We start from the raw sequence: 16,472 nt of genomic DNA, 5'->3' as shown, positions 1-16,472 counted from the left end.
CAAAAGCCAGACAGTAATTTTGTCTGAAAACATTTTTTCACCAATTTCTATAAGAATAATTTCCAGCTAGAAGTTATTGCTTTTAGGCATTTTTTATTTAATAAAAATAATTATCAATTCTTTTGCAAAAATTTATTCTAATTAATTGACAATAATATGGATAAATAATTATTTCAACTAAGAAATGAATTGCTTCTCTCTATTGAGTTAGCAAGATATTAGTCTGAGTATACATTAAAATGTCATTAGGCAAACTGCCTAAATTAATAGTAATATATTTCAATAAACTTATTAATAGTGTGTGTTTTATTGGAGAAAGCTTATGAAGCGCCGCAAATTTGTCTATATAGTAGGACTAGCAACTGCTAGTGGTGGATTAGCGATCGCTTGTAATTCTAATCAAACTCCCACCGATACTGCCCAATCGCCATCAGGGCAAGCTACACCGACTACGGCTGCTAGCGGTACATTAGAAAAAGAGCTAGTAGTCTACTCAGGACGCAACGAAAAACTCATTGGTGAGCTGATCAAACAATTTGAGCAACAAACTAATAGTAAAGTACAAGTTCGCTACGGCGATACTGCTGAGTTAGCATCAGCAATTTTGGAAGAAGGGGCAAACAGTCGCGCAGATGTCTTCTTTGCCCAAGATGCTAGCGCCCTCGGAGCTATGCAAAAAGCAAATCGAGCAGTACAGTTACCAACATCTCTTCTCAATCAGGTAGATAGTACCTACCGTTCACCAGAGGGGAAATGGCTAGGTGTTTCTGGGAGAGTTCGTACAGTAGATTACAACTCTAAATTAGTAAAACCAGGGGAATTACCATCGTCAATTTTTGGCTTTACTGAACCGAAGTGGAAAGGTAAAATTGGCTGGGCACCTACAAATGGTTCCTTTCAATCTTTTGTCACCGCCTTACGAGTTGCAGAAGGAGAAGACAAAGCAAGGCAATGGTTAGAAGGTATTAAAGCTAACAATCCTAAAGTTTATCCTAATAATGCTGCGATCGTGGAAGCCTTATCTCGCGGCGAAATTGCTGTGGGATTTGTCAATCATTATTATCTAGAACGAGTTAAGCAAGGTAATCCTCAAGTTCCTGTGGAGCATCATTTTACCGATGATGTGGGTTCCTTGGTAAATGTTGCAGGCGTAGCAATTCTTAACAGCGCCAAACATCCCAATATTGCTCAAAAGTTTGTCGAATTCATGCTGAATGAAAATGCCCAAAACTACTTTGCTAATCAAACCTATGAGTATCCTCTAACTTCGGCTGTTGCGCCCAAAGGTAAACTTAAATCTCTCCAAGAAATTAAAAAACAAGCTCAAAAAATCGACTTGAGTAATCTTAGCGATTTAGAGGCAACACTCAAACTCATGCAGCAAGTACAAGTCATTTAACTTGCAATAGGCTTGTAGAAGCTTTAATTGATTACCTGCTCAAACAGAGTTCACAAAATTACTTTGCTCAACAAACGAATGGATATCCTTTAGTCAAAGGAATTCCAGCACCATCAAAACAAATACCAATCAGTAAGCTCAATCCACCTAATGTTAGCCTGACAGATTTAAATGATTTACCAGGAACTTTGAATTTACTACAGCAGGCAGGAGTTTTGTAACAGTTGAAAGCGGTTCGCCCTCCCTTATTTCTCACATTAGCAGCAATAGTAGTGGCAGTTGCGATCGCTCTGCCATTGCTATACTTAATCATTCGCACCGCAGGTATTGGCGGGGAAGAGTTATGGGAATTGATTTCTCGTCCCCGCAATATCAATATTTATTTCAACAGTGCGGCAATGGCGGCAACGGTAACATTATTTTCTACCCTAATCGCCGTACCATTAGCATTTTTAACTGTGCGCACAGACTTACCAGGAAGACGTTTTTGGTTAGTGGCGACAACATTACCATTGGCGGTTCCTAGCTATGTAGGTAGTTTTGCACTGATTGCGACTTTGGCACCACGGGGTAGTTTTTTGCAGTTGTTGCTTCAACCATTAGGAGTAGAAGAATTACCTTCTATTTATGGTTTTCCTGGGACAGTTTTGGCAATCACTCTGTTTACCTATCCCTATATGCTGCTGACTGTGCGTTCTGGATTACAAGGGATTGATTCATCTCTAGAAGAAGCATCTCGTAGTTTGGGTTATGGCAGTAGAGAAACCTTTTTCAAAGTAACTTTACCACAGTTGAAACCATCAATAATTGCAGGTGGATTATTAGTAGCTTTGTATGCTTTGCGTGACTTTGGTACACCATCGCTGATGCGATTTGATGCTTTTACACGGGCAATATTTTTGCAATATAAAGCTAGTTTTAATCGTAATTCCGCCGCAGCTTTATCTTTGATGTTGGTGACATTGGTGCTGCTGATTTTGTGGTTAGAATATCGAATGCGATCGCGTGCAGCTTATTATAGTCGTGGTTCGGCTTCTCTACGTCCACCAAAAATTGTCAAATTGGGAATTTGGAAATGGCCAGCTTTCGGCTTTTGTCTACTAATTACTAGCTTTGGTGTAATTTTACCAGTAGGTATCACCTTATTTTGGCTGATTCGCGGACTTAACAGTGGCTATACTTTCCCCAATTTATTCCCCACCATTCTCAACTCCATTGGCGCAGCTGGACTAGCGGCTTTAGCTACGACAATCTTTGCTCTGCCAGTAGCAATTTTAGCAGTCAGATTTCCAAGTAAAATCACCGCCATAATTGAACGTTGTTCTTACATCGGTTTTGGAGTTCCAGGAATTGTTGTTGCCTTATCTTTAGTATTTTTTGGTGCCAACTATTTGCCAGCACTGTACCAAACTCTGCCGATGCTAATATTTGCATATTTAGTTTTATTTTTACCGCAATCAGTGGGAACAGTCCGCAGTTCGCTTTTGCAAGTCAATCCCCAGCTAGAAGAATCAGCCCGTAGTCTAGGTAGGAATGCTTGGCAAACTTTAAGAGAAGTTACTCTCCCTTTGGTACAACCGGGTGTGTTGAGTGGTGCGGTGCTGGTATTTCTTACAGCGATTAAAGAACTACCTGCCACAATGCTGTTAGCGCCTATTGGCTTTAGTACTTTAGCAATGCAAATTTGGCAAGCTACAGAAAATGTGGATTTTGCCGATGCGGCGGCGGTTTCATTAGCTATGCTACTAGTTTCTATGGGTTCAACTTTATTGGTGCTATCTCAAGAGAACGTCAAAAAAGAGAAAATAATAAGCAAAGCCCAAGTGTAAACAAAGTTCTAACTACTCCTCTGTTATCTACTTATGCAACAAGCAATTCTCGACTTACAAAATGTCACCAAGCAGTTTGCAGAAAGTACCTTTCCTGCTGTAGATAACGTATCTTTGACGTTGCAACAAGGAGATATATTGGGATTGCTTGGCCCATCTGGTTGTGGTAAAACGACGCTGTTGCGAATGATTGCTGGTTTTGAGCGATCGCAAGTAGGAGAAATTAAAATTGGTGGACAGATAGTTTGTAATAATTCTACTTGCACTCCAGCCGAACAGCGCGATATCGGTGTTGTTTTTCAAGATTATGCCCTGTTTCCCCATCTAAATGTGGCAGAAAATGTGGCTTTTGGGTTGAAACATTTCAGTAAACAGCAAATACAAAAACGCATAGCCGAAGTCATTAATTTGGTGAGACTCGAAGGCTTAGAAAAACGTTACCCTTATGAACTTTCAGGTGGACAACAGCAAAGAGTTGCCCTCGCCCGTGCTTTAGCACCCCAACCCCAACTCATGCTTTTGGATGAACCTTTGAGTAATCTTGATATTCAAGTTAGGTTGCGCTTACGAGAAGAAGTGCGCGACATTCTCAAAGCGGCGGGTACTTCAGCAATTTTTGTTACCCACGATCAAGAAGAAGCATTAGCTATTTCAGATATAGTAGGTGTCATGCGCCAAGGACATTTAGAGCAACTAGGCACACCAGAAAAAATTTATACTCATCCAGCATCAAGATTTGTCGCCGAATTTGTCACTCAAGCTAATTTCCTTCCCGCGCGCCGCCAAGGTAATGTGTGGGAAACAGAAATCGGCAGTTTTGAGTTAACAGCGAATCACACCGAAGATACTGGCGAAATTATGATCCGCCAAGAAGATTTTATCTTAAAGCCAGCTACAGATGCGCCCGTAGTTGTCCGCACCCGACGATTTTTAGGGCGCGAGTATCAATATTGTTTACAAACTCCCTCTGGTAAAGAACTCCATGCGCGAACACTGAAAGATATAGCGTTACCTTTGGGTACAAGGGTAGAGTTATCTATCGCCAGTGATACTATAAAGGTTTTTCCGCAGTAGATTTTGCTTGCTGTTAAATCCCAAATAGTATGCGCCACAGAAGAGCATAAATACCATGAGTTCAGAGGGGCAGAGGGGAAAAAACTTGGTATTTGAACTCTTGCACAAGAGACCTCTTAGGGAAAAGGGACTTATGTTAAAGGGAAAGGATTTTGAGTTTTTTTACCCTTTTCCCCCGCCCCTTATCCCCAGAGGGGGCCCCACCTTCCCCTTTACCCCGACAAATGCCAAGAAGTCTAAGGTTTTGAGAGATGTGGTGATAAATCCGGGTTTTAAGATGTTTTTACTAGATATTTGAAGAGGTCATTAATTATTTTATTAGCTCCGATAGTCCCTCCGACATTCCAATTTACGTTGTATACCTGTTTATTTTGAACAGCTTTAAGTTTTGACCAAATAGGCTTTTTCAAAAAAGATAAAAATTCAGGATTTGCTTCTTTAAAATCTCTTTTTAATAAATCGGTCATAATAAATAAAAAATCTGCATCGTATTCTGGTAAAACTTCAATACTTAATGTTAATTCACGTTGTTTTTGATTTTGTTGAATTAGTCGTAAACCTGCGTCACTAATGATTTGACCATAAGGTAGAAAGTCTCCTCTATAGCTATAAAAAATATCTGCCGAACCTGCAAGATAAATTACGGATATTGTTTTTGCTTCTAGTTGTTTTCCTAATTGCTGCCGCAATTTTTGGATTCGATTTTGGTACTGAGTCAGAAGTTCTTCGGCGCGATCGCTCTTTCCCAACACCTGGGCTACATATCGTAGTCTTTCTTTAAAATCGTACATGGTGGGAAAATCGATCAGTACTGTAGGCGCGATGCTGGAAAGGAGTTTATAAGAATTCTTGAGGTTTGTTAACCCCAGAATTAAATCGGGTTTTAAAGCAAGAATTTTCTCTAGGGAAGGTTGACTCCCAATACTGCCCAAAACTGGAACGTCAGCAAGTAATTCGCTAGGTATACCTCGAAACTTTTCCTCACAGCCCCCACAATACACGACACCAACTGGCTTTATACCCAGCGCCACTACAGAATCGAGAATTATATTTTCTTCTAATACAATAACTCGCTGCGGTTGAAGTGGAATTTCAACTTTACCTAAAGCATGGCTAACCGTTTTTGTTTCTATAGGCGTTCGTGCAAGGGTTGACTTGTGAGTTACTATATGTGTGTTGTGGTTACAGGCTGCGATCGCTAAAACCACAACTATTGTCAGAAAGAATGGTAAAAATTTGTAATTACTCGAAACCTGTCGGGGTTGCCATAAGATATGTAAGCTGAAAAAAACAGTCTTGACAACCCAAACAAACTTAGCAAAAGTCAAAGCACAAATAGCTTTCATACCAAGTAACAACCGCATAATTGTACTAATGGCTTTCTTTGTCATTGTGGAATATTTTTCTTTAACTAATATTTGGCAGGTTGTTCAGAAGACTGATAATATATTTAGGCTCTACAAAAGAGAGAGTTAAAACTCCCAGCTAATTGAGCCGAAAATTGTAAAAGGCGCACCTCTTCGCAGAAATGTGCTGCCATCGTCAGAGGTTCTAATATAGTCCGTATCAAATAGATTACGAATATTGATACCAGCTTTAAAACCATCTCTACGGTAGTAAATCGCTGCATCGGTACGCAAGTAATCGGGTATTTCAAAGGAGTTAGCTGAATCTCCCGATCGCGTACCCACATAAAACAGCCCCAAACCAAATCCCAAACCCTTCAAATCGCTATTTTGAAACTCATAGGTTGTCCAGAGACTAGCTTGATTTTCTGGTACACTCACCAATCGATTGCCTACAGGAATATCGTCTTCTTCAGTTTCAGTTACTTCTGCATTAGTGTAAGCATAAGAAGCGATCGCTTTCCAACCTGGCAAAATTTCCCCTGTAATATCTAACTCAATCCCTCTACTCCTTTGTTCCCCTATCTGAATGAAGTAATCAGACTCTGCTCGTTCACGATCGGGAGTTAGAATATTTGACTTAGTAATTTGATAGGCTGCCAGTGTTGCCGAAAGCCGACCCTCTAGAAAATCACCTTTAATACCTACTTCATATTGTGTTCCTCTTGTAGGCTCAAATGTTTCACCATCGGGGTTTGATTCAGTTACAGGGACAAAAGATTGACTGTAGCTGGTGTAAAGAGAAATAGATTTGCTGGGCTGATATACCAAGCCGATTCGGGGACTAAAAGCACTATTTTCAGGGTTTTCTGTCGTCTGCCCTGTCACGTCATTTGTATTATCGCCTATAACCCAATCGAAGCGCCCACCGATTAATAACTTCAGATTATCTAGAAAGCTAATCTGATCCTGAAGGTAAATGCCATAGCTTTGAGAACGATCGGTAGAGCTAGAACGTGGGCCATAGTTGAAGCTTGGAATGTCGTAGTTTGGATTGGCAATATCTAGATTAGGAACATTACTTGCAATTGACCTTGCAAAAGTCTGGGTATAACTATTGAAATCAAAACCTATCAAGATTTGGTGTGAAATTGATCCCGTATTAAACTTTCCAAGTAAGTCGATCTGTCCAAAATAGTTGTCTGTTGTAAAATCACGATCTTGAGCAAATTGCCGTAAGGACTGATCGTTCACTACTTCTGTTGCTAAAGTGTATTCTTCAGCGTTGCTACTAGTAACTACAGAAAAGTTATTACGAATTTGCCAGTTATCACTAAACTCGTGGCTGACGGTGTAACCAAACTTTTGGGTAGTATTATTTACAAAAGCATCGTCAGGATATCCCTGATAGAAGCTCCGAGGCAGAAATGTATTATCGCTAAGAATTGAGGTATATTGCTCAAAAGTTCCTTTAAAATTAATATACTCATAGTATAAAGTCAGGTCTGTTCTATCACCCAATTTCCAACTGATTGTTGGTGCAAATGTAGTCAGATTGGTGTTGACAAAATCTTGAAAACCATCAGAAGTTTGATAGCTAGCATTTAAGCGATAAAGCAAAGTTTTATCGTCATTTAAAGGCCCTGAGAAATCAAGACTGGGCTGATAAAAGTCACGATTCCCCGCCTCAAATTCGAGCTTATAATAGGGTTCACTCAAGGGTTGTTTGGTGACGATGTTGACGATTCCACCAGGTTCTACAGCCCCAAACAAAACCGAGGCTGGCCCTTTTAGAATTTCCACTCGCTCAATCGTGCCCACTCCTGTCAAGCCAAAAGAATTTACATCTCGATAGCCATTTCGGAAACTTCCACCCTGTTCAAATCCTCTGATAATGAAGTCTTGTGCAGGCGAACCGTTGTAGTCAGCGCCGTCAACTACGCCACTGACGGTTTCCACTGCCTCAGCTAGACTTCTCGCGTTGCGATCTTCCAGCACCTCTCGCGGCACTACCTGAATAGATTGGGGAATATCGCGCAACGGTGTATCTGTCTTTGTTGCCGTCGTCGCATCCTGCACGCGATATCCATCTTGCTCACCCGTTACCACCAACTCAATCGGCTCATCCTGCTGTGCTGCTGGTTCCTCTTGGGGTGTCTCACTTGTAGGCTTTTCTTGAGCTTGTGGTGTTTCTGGTTGTTGCGCCGCAGTTACATCTGGGATCACGCCAAAAATTAGCCCTTCATCACTGTCAAATAACTCAACCTTTGGCACTCCTCCCTCACCCGTGACTGTTACCCGGATTGTATTGGCATCAAGGTTTGTAACTGTTATCTCAGTAATCCCTGCAACTGGGTTTTGGGAACGGAATGTAAACGCATCGCCACTGGCTAAACGCAATTGCGTATTAAGAATATCAGCGATAAAGTTATTTTCCGCACTGCGATTTGTAATTTTTAGCTGCTCTCCTTGAGTGGTTTCTAAAACCACCTCCACACCTTTATCTGTCGGATTGGCTTTCACTCCCGTGACTTGCACAACTTCTGATGAGGATGCTGGCGACTGTACTAGTAATTCTGCACTTTGGGAAATCTCGCTCAGTTTAGCATCCTCACTTCTAGCAGGAGTGTTGATCAAAACAACAACTGCACCTGTGAGCAGCAGACTTTGAAACAATTTATCTAACTTCATTTAGTCACCCACACTCCCTCACACCACTTGACAGTATTAAGAAAATTTCCTAACTAAACTGGCAGTGTATGCATAATAAGGGATACGGATTTTTTATTTGAACGCTAGACGGATTTTATTTGAACGCTAGACGGATTTTTGGCGCTGCTGAAAGTATTGTTTAGGATTCAAGCCGAACTTTTTACGGAAAGCAAAGGCAAAGTAGCTGCGACTATCAAAACCTACCCTAAATGCCACTTCTTCAACCTTCATTTCTCCTAATACTAAAAGTTGTCTGGCTTTTTCCAGCCGATATTCGTGTAAATATTTAAACGCAGATGTTCCAAAAACTTGACGGAACCCACGCTTCAATTTGAAGTCATTTAGCCCTACTTGTCGTGCTAACTCTATCAGACTGGGTGGATTTTCTAGATTACCTAGCAATATTTCCTTGGCTTGATAAATTTTATCAATATCGCTCAAATCCCTGGCTGGAAAGCTATGATTATGAACATCCTGCTTTTGAAATTGCTGAAAATGAAGCGTAATCAATTCCATCGACTGACTTTCCAGATACATTCGCTTCATCAAACCTTGATAGGGACACTGGAGAATATTACATAACACCGTCCACATTTGCTGTGTGATTTCCCCTTGGTGGTAATAGGGCTGTAACTTATCACCCATTAAGGCTTGGCGCAGGAAAATTGGTATTTGTTCTAATTCTTCTTCGCCAAAACTTTGAAAAAATTCCTGTGGTTCGATTTTCAGATAAATTCGTGAAAACTTCTCACCGACTTTCCACCATTCAGTTTCTTTGATATCGCAGTTACATTCAGAATAATACCTGCCTAGTGATTCGTTAGTCTCATCAGTTAAACCGTGGCGTTCAATTCTCACTTTTCCTGAGAGAAAAAAACTTAATCCAAATTGAGATTCATCCAAACTATCTCTAACCCACACAAGATCATCAATAAAATCCTCTTCATGTATGCAAATAGACAAGCCATTGCGTAATTCTATCCAGCATTCATAGATATTACAAATATTTAAAATCTTCCCTTGACGGATAGTTTCGACCCCCTTTGATTGACTGGAAATTGCGCCATTATGCTCACTTTCTACCCACAGTTCTTCCCACTCTGTAGATGTAAAAATTTTTGTCATAGTTTAATAATAATTACTATCATTATCAAGCTGATATATGATTGGATCTGAGGCACTGTCAAGAATTATCCAAAAGGCAAATCCATGCTATGTTAAATGCTTATAGCCGCTCCTAGCCAGCTTGTTGTGAAATGCTGATATTCATAGCGATCGCTCTGGCGATAAGTACCCCAGCAAGCTATATAATCCCTTATCTAAATAAGAAAGATTCTTAATTATTGCACGAAATTCAGCGTTATAAAAGCGACTTGTTCACAGTCGCTACGTCTAACCCAAGTGTATTGATATATAGCAGTCCGAAATCATTCGTGAAAATTTGAGATAGTTATAACCACCCTGTAGTCTTGATTCATTAATTTCAACTTGACAGGCTACTATTAGGGAACATGGTCGGATTTGCCAAGAGCCAAGCTTTTTCAGTCTAGGCGTTATTAAATAACCCCATCTCTGACACGTTTAATTCAAATGAATGGGGTGGTGATTCTAGTAACAAAGGCGAACCTTTTACAAAAACGATACCTGCGGGAAGCTACCCTAACGCATGGCTTCATAAGAATTATTTCCTAAAACTTCCTGCATCACTTCGACTTTTTTCGACTTTGCTACCTCGGCTCCGGTTCCATCGAGCGACTTGTACTGAGCGTAGTCGAAGTAAGTCGAGATGCTTGGCACAAGTCAAGGCAAGTCGCTCAGTAACCGCCTGCTCTCTGCCTTTGTTCGGTTAAATAAAACGCAAAAAAGGCAGATACCTTGTCTGCCCTTAAGACCTTAGAGTTAAATTTTTGGTTTTAGAGCTTAATAGCGGCCACCACCACCGCCACCGCCACCATAGCCTCCTCGTCTACCACCAGAGGAACCTCCGTCTGTTTTGGGCTTGGCTTTATTAACTTTTAAGCTTCGACCCATCCATTCAGCGTTATCAAGGGCATCAATCGCCGCTTGTTCTTGTGCGTCTGATTCCAATTCCACAAACCCGAAACCTCTCATCCGACCAGTTTCTCGGTCGACAGGCAATTGAACATTTTTTACAGTTCCATATTCTGCAAAGACTTGCCGGAGGTCATCTTCTTTAACCTCATAAGATAGATTACCGACGTAAATTGACATAGAATGTCTCCAGAATCAGGGGATGTAGAGATTTAGATCCGGAGAGGTCTGTAATACAAGTATATATAAAAACAAACTGTACAGCCGAATTTCATCTTCCACGCATACTTTAACATAAATTGAGAAGTTATGTTCTTAAGTAACACTATACTTAATCTGTCGATCTAAATACTCGGATAGTTGGCAAAACTCTTTTACAATCGACCTACCAGCGATCGCATGAAATTTGCAGTCATCAAAAAATTTCCATAACTGAACTTATTTCTCTTCAAAGAATATTAATTGGTAATTTTTAAATTTTGTTCAATCAAAATTTCGAGAGAGGGCAATTCAAGAAAAGCAGTGCGATCGCTTGTAACGTAAAATTAGTTTCCATCCAGCATTTGCTAACAGCTTGACGCCCATGTTTTGCGACTACCTCATCCAAATCCTGACTGCTCGTGTGTATGATGTTGCCCAGGAAACACCACTGGAGTATGCTCCAAATTTGTCTGCACGGCTAAATAATCAACTCTTGTTGAAACGTGAGGATATGCAGTCAGTATTTTCCTTTAAACTGCGAGGTGCTTATAACAAAATGGTGCAACTGCCACCAGATATATTGGCACAGGGTGTAATTGCAGCGTCTGCGGGGAACCATGCTCAGGGAGTCGCCCTTGCAGCAAATCGTTTGGGAACCAAAGCGATTATCGTCATGCCAGTAACCACACCCCAAGTCAAGGTGGACGCGGTGAGAATGAGGGGCGGAGCAGTGGTGCTACATGGAAACACTTATGATGATGCTTATAGCTATGCGCGTGAATTAGAAGTAGAAAAAGGATTGACCTTTATTCATCCCTTTGACGATCCCCACGTAATTGCTGGACAGGGAACAATTGGGATGGAAATTTTACGGCAATATCAGCAACCCATCCATGCCATATTTGTAGCAATTGGAGGCGGCGGATTAATTTCTGGAATTGGGGCTTATGTGAAACGATTACGTCCCGAAATTAAGATTATTGGTGTTGAACCAGTTGATGCTGATGCCATGTCTCAATCGCTCAAAGCCGGGCATCGGGTACGCTTATCCCAAGTAGGGTTATTTGCTGATGGTGTGGCGGTGCGGGAAGTCGGTGAAGAAACCTTCCGTTTATGTCAGCAGTATGTAGATGAAATTATTTTGGTGGATACAGATGATACTTGCGCTGCGATTAAAGACGTGTTTGAGGATACGCGATCCATTTTAGAACCAGCTGGTGCATTAGCGATCGCAGCTGCCAAAGCCTATGCCGAACGAGAACAAATCGAAGGGCAAACCTTAATTGCTGTCGCCTGTGGTGCAAACATGAATTTTGATCGCCTCCGCTTTGTGGCAGAACGAGCAGAGTTCGGTGAACGCCGCGAAGCGATCTTTGCAGTCACAATTCCAGAGCAACGGGGAAGTATTCGCCAGTTTTGTGAATGTATTGGCAACCGTAACTTGACCGAGTTTAATTATCGTATTGCCGATGAAAAAACAGCCCATATTTTTGTCGGCGTGCAAATTCAAAACCGTGCCGATGCTGTCAAGATGGTAGAAACCTTTGAAGCTCATGGATTTGAAACCCTTGATTTAACCGACGACGAACTAACTAAACTACATCTGCGGCACATGGTAGGTGGACACTCCCCCCTAGCTCATAATGAATTGCTCTACCGTTTTGAGTTTCCCGAACGTCCCGGCGCATTGATGAAATTTGTGACTTCCATGAGTCCCGACTGGAATATTAGTCTTTTTCACTACCGCAATAACGGCTCAGACTACGGTCGAATCGTTGTCGGTATCCAGGTTCCCCCTCACGAGATGGAAGATTGGCAAGCTTTTCTCGATCGCCTGGGCTATCGCTATTGGGATGAAAACAAGAATCCCGCATACAAGCTGTTTTTGGGATAGGCGGGGAGTGGAGAAGAGGCAGAGGGGCAGAGGGGCAGAGGAGCAGAGGGGCAGAGGAGCAGAGGGGCGGGGGAGCAGTATAACAATGCCCAATGCCCCATGCCCAATGCCCAATTTAACGAGAACTCCCTTTCAATATCAGATTTGAGTCCCAAGTGTAAAAGCCAATTTGATTAGGAACCCTAGCGAATCTACCTGTGCGATAGCCTCTAGATAGTTCATTCAGCACCTTATTTTTGATCTCTCTAATTTGCTGAGAATCTAGTTCTCCATAAATTCCGGCGATGACTTCAGCAACGCTGAAAACTTTACCTGGATTTTCTTGTAACAGAGAGGTGAGGGCGTCAATCAAGAATTGACCCTCAAAGGCTTTGAGCATTGGTACTGTTTTTGTCGGGGGAACGAAAGGCTTCTTGTTTTTGTTTTTGATACTCCTAGAAGCAGCATTGCGATTACTTGGGGCTACCAAACTTAAATCCAGAGTATAACAACCTGGCTCATCGGGAATAGTTACCCAGTAATTCCTTTCTCTGCCTTGGGTGAGGGAAGATTGCACTCTACCTTTAACTACTTTGAATAGATGGGAATCTAACTCTCCATAAAGCGATCGCACGATAAAATCGATATGACAAACAGTACCTATCTGTTCTTGCAATAGCTGTTTTATCGCTTCCATTCGCGAGATAGCGTGCTGATACTGAGGTAGCATCGGGATTTCCACTACCTTCGTTGAACTATCGTTGTTCTCTAGGACAATCTTTGGATCTGTTGATGTCGTTAGAGATTGGCTCTCTTTTGTATCAACAGCAGAAAAAGAATTATTTATCTCAACCCGATCTGAGTCTTTTCGTTCTGACTCTAAAGATTCCACCAAGTTGATTTCGCCGATGTCATCAAGGGGTGATAAAAACCGCAGAGAACTTTCTCCAGAAAGATTTGAGGTTTCATCAGTCGCTGTTAATCTTGATATCTGCTTGTTGGTATCAGAAAAAGACCAGTTAGACAACAATGCTTCTACATGATCGAGCTGCGATCGCGCCTGCACAAAGAGGCGTTCATACTCTTCTGTCAGGCGAGCATAATAGTCTCGTAATTCCAACAATGGTGAGAGAAAGGTTCCCGGAGGCGGTTCTAATTGTCCATTTTGAGTCATAGGGCTTTAATCAATTTAAATCGATGTCACTTTTATAAGACATTGCTCTGGGTTTTGCCTTGTGAGATGCTGGCTGGGATTTCTTAGGCGGTTGAGGAGGGCGACATCTCTCACAATATAAAGGTCGAGGGCCGAAAGTCTCGCGTTTTGTCAGATCGTTACACTCTTTACAGACAAACTGGAAAACACGAGTATGAATCTGTCTTTTGTGCGCCCTGACAGTATATTCTCTAACATCAATGAATTTACTTGCCATAATCAGGAATTGTGAATTGCCGACGTTATCAATGTCCTATCAATATAGCTATTCAAGCAAATCAAACCGCATCAGTGTGTGTTTATGTAGAAGTTTTATTCAAATCAGTGAATTTGACATCTAGACATAAAGTGCAGATGAGCAATTTGAGAGTTAGCTGTTAACTATATCTCTCAGCATATAATTGGTGATGAGCAAACACTACTATCATTCTTTAGGCGCAGCAATTTACATTGCCCCGATCAGAAAAATAGATAGGGAAAGTGCAGGATTATTTACTTCCACTACTATTGATTGGCAAATCAAGCGATCGCCAGCGTCTCTCATAGCCCATCAGAAAATTACCGCACTCCTAACCCCTGTTCCTCATGCTAGATGGGTAATGCTTAATGAAGCCATTCCTGTCTAAAGAACAACCGCCTCCTAAAAACAGGAGGCGGCGATCGTTGTTAATCGAAGTATGATTCCAATAAGTTTGATCCCTCTACTAGCAGTATGTCAAGTCAACTTCACTGGGTCAAGAAGAAGGGTGTAGGGGGTAGGGGGTAGGGTGTAGGGATAAAAGACGGCATTGGACGAAGCTTGGAACTTCCACCAATGCAATCGCCCTTTATGACGCGGCAAGTGACGAAGAAGCCCCGTTGGGGCTATTTCTTCCCCGACACCCGACACCCGCCCCAACGGGGCTTAGTCAATAGACCTCTTGCAAAAGTCCCTAACACCCCACCCCCAACCCCTCCCCGCTCTTCGGGAGGGGAGACAAAGCGTAGCTTTGGCGGGGTGGGGTTCTTTCTTATTTTTGATTTATGCAAGAGGTCTAATAAATTTGTAGTCAGGACTTTAGTCCTTTGTTAAGCGCTCAAGCGCTTATTACTAACCCATCAATTTCAACTTGACAGACTACTGCTGACTAGGAGCCGCAGGTTGCGATTGAGGTGGTTGGCGTAAACGCCGCAAAGAGTCCCGCAATTTATTCTGGCTACCGTTATCTCTTCGCCGCCGCCGATTTGTGGTTGCTTGTGGCTTTTGTGATGAATCGGTAGTCGTTTGCTCAGTTCGGGTGCGGCGTAGGGATTCTCTTGCAGTTCCTTGAGTACGAGTTGTTCTAGCTTCAGATGATGAGTTTCTAGCAGGACTTTCTGCTCTTTGAGGTTCTAGTCGCCGACTAAATCCAGATATTGCTGGTCTTGATGGGGGTGCCAACTCTCTGCGCCTACGTCTTGAAGTTCCCTCTGTGGAGTTAGAGTTGGATGCTGCTGTCTGTTGGTTTCTCTCCCGTTCTTGTCTCTTTCTTTCACGTTCTCGGACTTCTTGCTGACGGCGAGAACCATCTACAACGAAGTTAGGGATAAGTGTCGCTTCTTTTCTGCCACCACTTACTTTCATTTCACGCGCTTGTCTGACGGCGGCTTCATCCAAGGTGGAGTTCCCACTAGAGCGAGTAAGACGCACATTAGTGACATTACCTTGTTCATCAAGCTCAAGTTTTAACTTTGGGCTGCCTTCAGGCTTTTGCCCTCGTAATGACGTTGGATACTTGAAATCGCAATTGCGACGGCAAGCTGAACGACTATTACCTGGACTGTTAGTTTTTGGAGGTGTAGGCGCTGTTGCAACTGTCGGACGGTTTCCTACTCCGCTACCAATTCCACTGCCAGTGCCGCTACCAATTCCACTGCCAGTGCCGCTACCAATTCCACTGCCAGTGCCACTACCAATTCCACTGCCAGTGCCACTACCAATTCCGCTACCAGTACCAGTGCCAGTTCCACTACCAATGCCACCACCAGTGCCAGTGCCAGTTCCTCCGCCAGGACCAGTACCACTGCTTGTACCTACAGCAATACCACTACCTGAGCCTAAACCAACACCAGATCCGCCGCCACCGCCACCGCCACCGCCACCACCTGCTGAACTTGCTTTGGAGTCTTCAGACGGAGCTGATTGGGGAATAGATGCAGATTTCACAGGTACTTCTGGTACCGATCGTGGAATAGGTGCAGATTTCACAGCAACTTCTGGCTTGATAGGAATTGCTTTTGGCGGCGTATCTATCGGCTGTGGCTTCTGAGGGACTGCTGTAATCTGTTCAAATTTTTCTACTGGTGGAGTTTCTATAGGCTGTTTTTGGACAACTTCTGGTTCTTGTTTTATTTCTTTTGGAATCTCTGCAATTGGTTTTTCTGATTCCGCAGTCGGAGCATCCACGATCGCCAACTCTATTGGTTCTTCTTCTCCTGTGGGTACTCTGGTCAAATAATTACTTATGCCAGAAGACAGTACGCCGATATGCAGCGCCAGTGAACCTATCAGACTGTAAGTCAGAAAAGACTTGAGAGCCTCAACTTCTTTGGAACGTTGCTCGACAGTAATGCCAGAAAAGCTCATAGCTATTGCTACCTATTCTCACTAATTTAGCTATCTTAGAATGCAAGGTTACAAATATCAAGTAAAAAATTAAAATTAATTGCGATCGCGTTACGGAACCCTGCAATAACAAAAATATCTTTTCAAAGTACCAATATCATGCTTTTTGGACAAAATTAATTTTTGTTG

General features: G+C 42.3%; 13 protein-coding genes. 5 read left to right on the top strand and 8 right to left on the bottom strand.

The window, feature by feature from the left end; all coding sequences use genetic code 11:
- Nucleotides 1-322 precede the first annotated feature (322 nt).
- The 3 genes from RMY27_RS26715 (at nt 323) to RMY27_RS26705 (ending at nt 4,302) form a co-directional block, all read left to right on the top strand.
- Nucleotides 323-1,399: an iron ABC transporter substrate-binding protein gene (locus RMY27_RS26715; RefSeq protein ID WP_322667888.1), complete on the top strand. Its 1,077-nt coding sequence runs from the start codon at nt 323-325 to the stop codon at nt 1,397-1,399.
- Between the two features lie 224 nt (nt 1,400-1,623).
- Nucleotides 1,624-3,228 (top strand): iron ABC transporter permease, encoded by a 1,605-nt coding sequence (locus RMY27_RS26710; protein WP_322667887.1) that lies wholly within the window; start codon nt 1,624-1,626, stop codon nt 3,226-3,228.
- A 33-nt stretch (nt 3,229-3,261) separates the two neighbouring features.
- Nucleotides 3,262-4,302 (top strand): ABC transporter ATP-binding protein, encoded by a 1,041-nt coding sequence (locus tag RMY27_RS26705; RefSeq protein WP_322667886.1) that lies wholly within the window; start codon nt 3,262-3,264, stop codon nt 4,300-4,302.
- Between the two features lie 272 nt (nt 4,303-4,574).
- Here RMY27_RS26705 and RMY27_RS26700 read toward each other — a convergent pair whose 3' ends face one another.
- The 5 genes from RMY27_RS26700 to RMY27_RS26680 all read right to left on the bottom strand — a co-directional run bounded on the left by RMY27_RS26700 (nt 4,575) and on the right by RMY27_RS26680 (nt 10,592).
- A complete protein-coding gene (locus RMY27_RS26700; RefSeq protein WP_322667885.1) occupies nt 4,575-5,693 on the bottom strand; it encodes an iron-siderophore ABC transporter substrate-binding protein in 1,119 nt (372 codons plus the stop codon).
- An 81-nt stretch (nt 5,694-5,774) separates the two neighbouring features.
- Nucleotides 5,775-8,339, bottom strand: a complete 2,565-nt coding sequence (locus tag RMY27_RS26695; RefSeq protein ID WP_322667884.1) for a TonB-dependent siderophore receptor — start codon at nt 8,337-8,339, stop codon at nt 5,775-5,777.
- Between the two features lie 126 nt (nt 8,340-8,465).
- Entirely contained in the window at nt 8,466-9,485 is a 1,020-nt protein-coding gene (locus RMY27_RS26690; protein WP_322667883.1) for an AraC family transcriptional regulator, read from the bottom strand.
- Nucleotides 9,486-10,019: 534 nt separating this feature from the next.
- Entirely contained in the window at nt 10,020-10,157 is a 138-nt protein-coding gene (locus RMY27_RS26685; RefSeq protein ID WP_322667882.1) for a hypothetical protein, read from the bottom strand.
- Nucleotides 10,158-10,280: 123 nt separating this feature from the next.
- Nucleotides 10,281-10,592, bottom strand: a complete 312-nt coding sequence (locus tag RMY27_RS26680; RefSeq protein WP_289798627.1) for an RNA recognition motif domain-containing protein — start codon at nt 10,590-10,592, stop codon at nt 10,281-10,283.
- A gap of 403 nt (nt 10,593-10,995) precedes the next feature.
- Here RMY27_RS26680 and ilvA point away from each other — a divergent pair, with 403 nt between their 5' ends.
- Nucleotides 10,996-12,507 carry a threonine ammonia-lyase, biosynthetic gene (gene ilvA / locus RMY27_RS26675; RefSeq protein ID WP_322667881.1) on the top strand — a complete coding sequence of 504 codons (1,512 nt, stop codon included), beginning with the start codon at nt 10,996-10,998 and terminating at the stop codon, nt 12,505-12,507.
- Between the two features lie 115 nt (nt 12,508-12,622).
- On the opposite strand, the gene RMY27_RS26670 is transcribed toward ilvA, so the two are convergent.
- Together RMY27_RS26670 and RMY27_RS26665 are read right to left on the bottom strand one after the other, a co-directional pair.
- Nucleotides 12,623-13,660, bottom strand: coding sequence for a hypothetical protein (locus RMY27_RS26670; protein WP_322667880.1), 1,038 nt, complete (start codon nt 13,658-13,660; stop codon nt 12,623-12,625).
- 10 nt (nt 13,661-13,670) lie between these two features.
- On the bottom strand, nt 13,671-13,916 hold the full coding sequence (locus RMY27_RS26665; protein WP_099099597.1) for a hypothetical protein: 246 nt from the start codon (nt 13,914-13,916) through the stop codon (nt 13,671-13,673).
- A gap of 190 nt (nt 13,917-14,106) precedes the next feature.
- Here RMY27_RS26665 and RMY27_RS26660 point away from each other — a divergent pair, with 190 nt between their 5' ends.
- Nucleotides 14,107-14,325 carry a hypothetical protein gene (locus tag RMY27_RS26660; protein ID WP_322667879.1) on the top strand — a complete coding sequence of 73 codons (219 nt, stop codon included), beginning with the start codon at nt 14,107-14,109 and terminating at the stop codon, nt 14,323-14,325.
- A 491-nt stretch (nt 14,326-14,816) separates the two neighbouring features.
- Here the strand turns inward: RMY27_RS26660 and RMY27_RS26655 are convergent, their stop codons facing one another.
- Nucleotides 14,817-16,304 carry a TonB family protein gene (locus RMY27_RS26655; protein ID WP_322667878.1) on the bottom strand — a complete coding sequence of 496 codons (1,488 nt, stop codon included), beginning with the start codon at nt 16,302-16,304 and terminating at the stop codon, nt 14,817-14,819.
- Nucleotides 16,305-16,472 lie beyond the last annotated feature (168 nt).

The sequence above is a fragment of the Nostoc sp. DedQUE09 genome, from assembly GCF_034530915.1.
GTDB lineage: Bacteria > Cyanobacteriota > Cyanobacteriia > Cyanobacteriales > Nostocaceae > Nostoc.
This window is presented reverse-complemented; position numbering and strand designations above follow the sequence as displayed.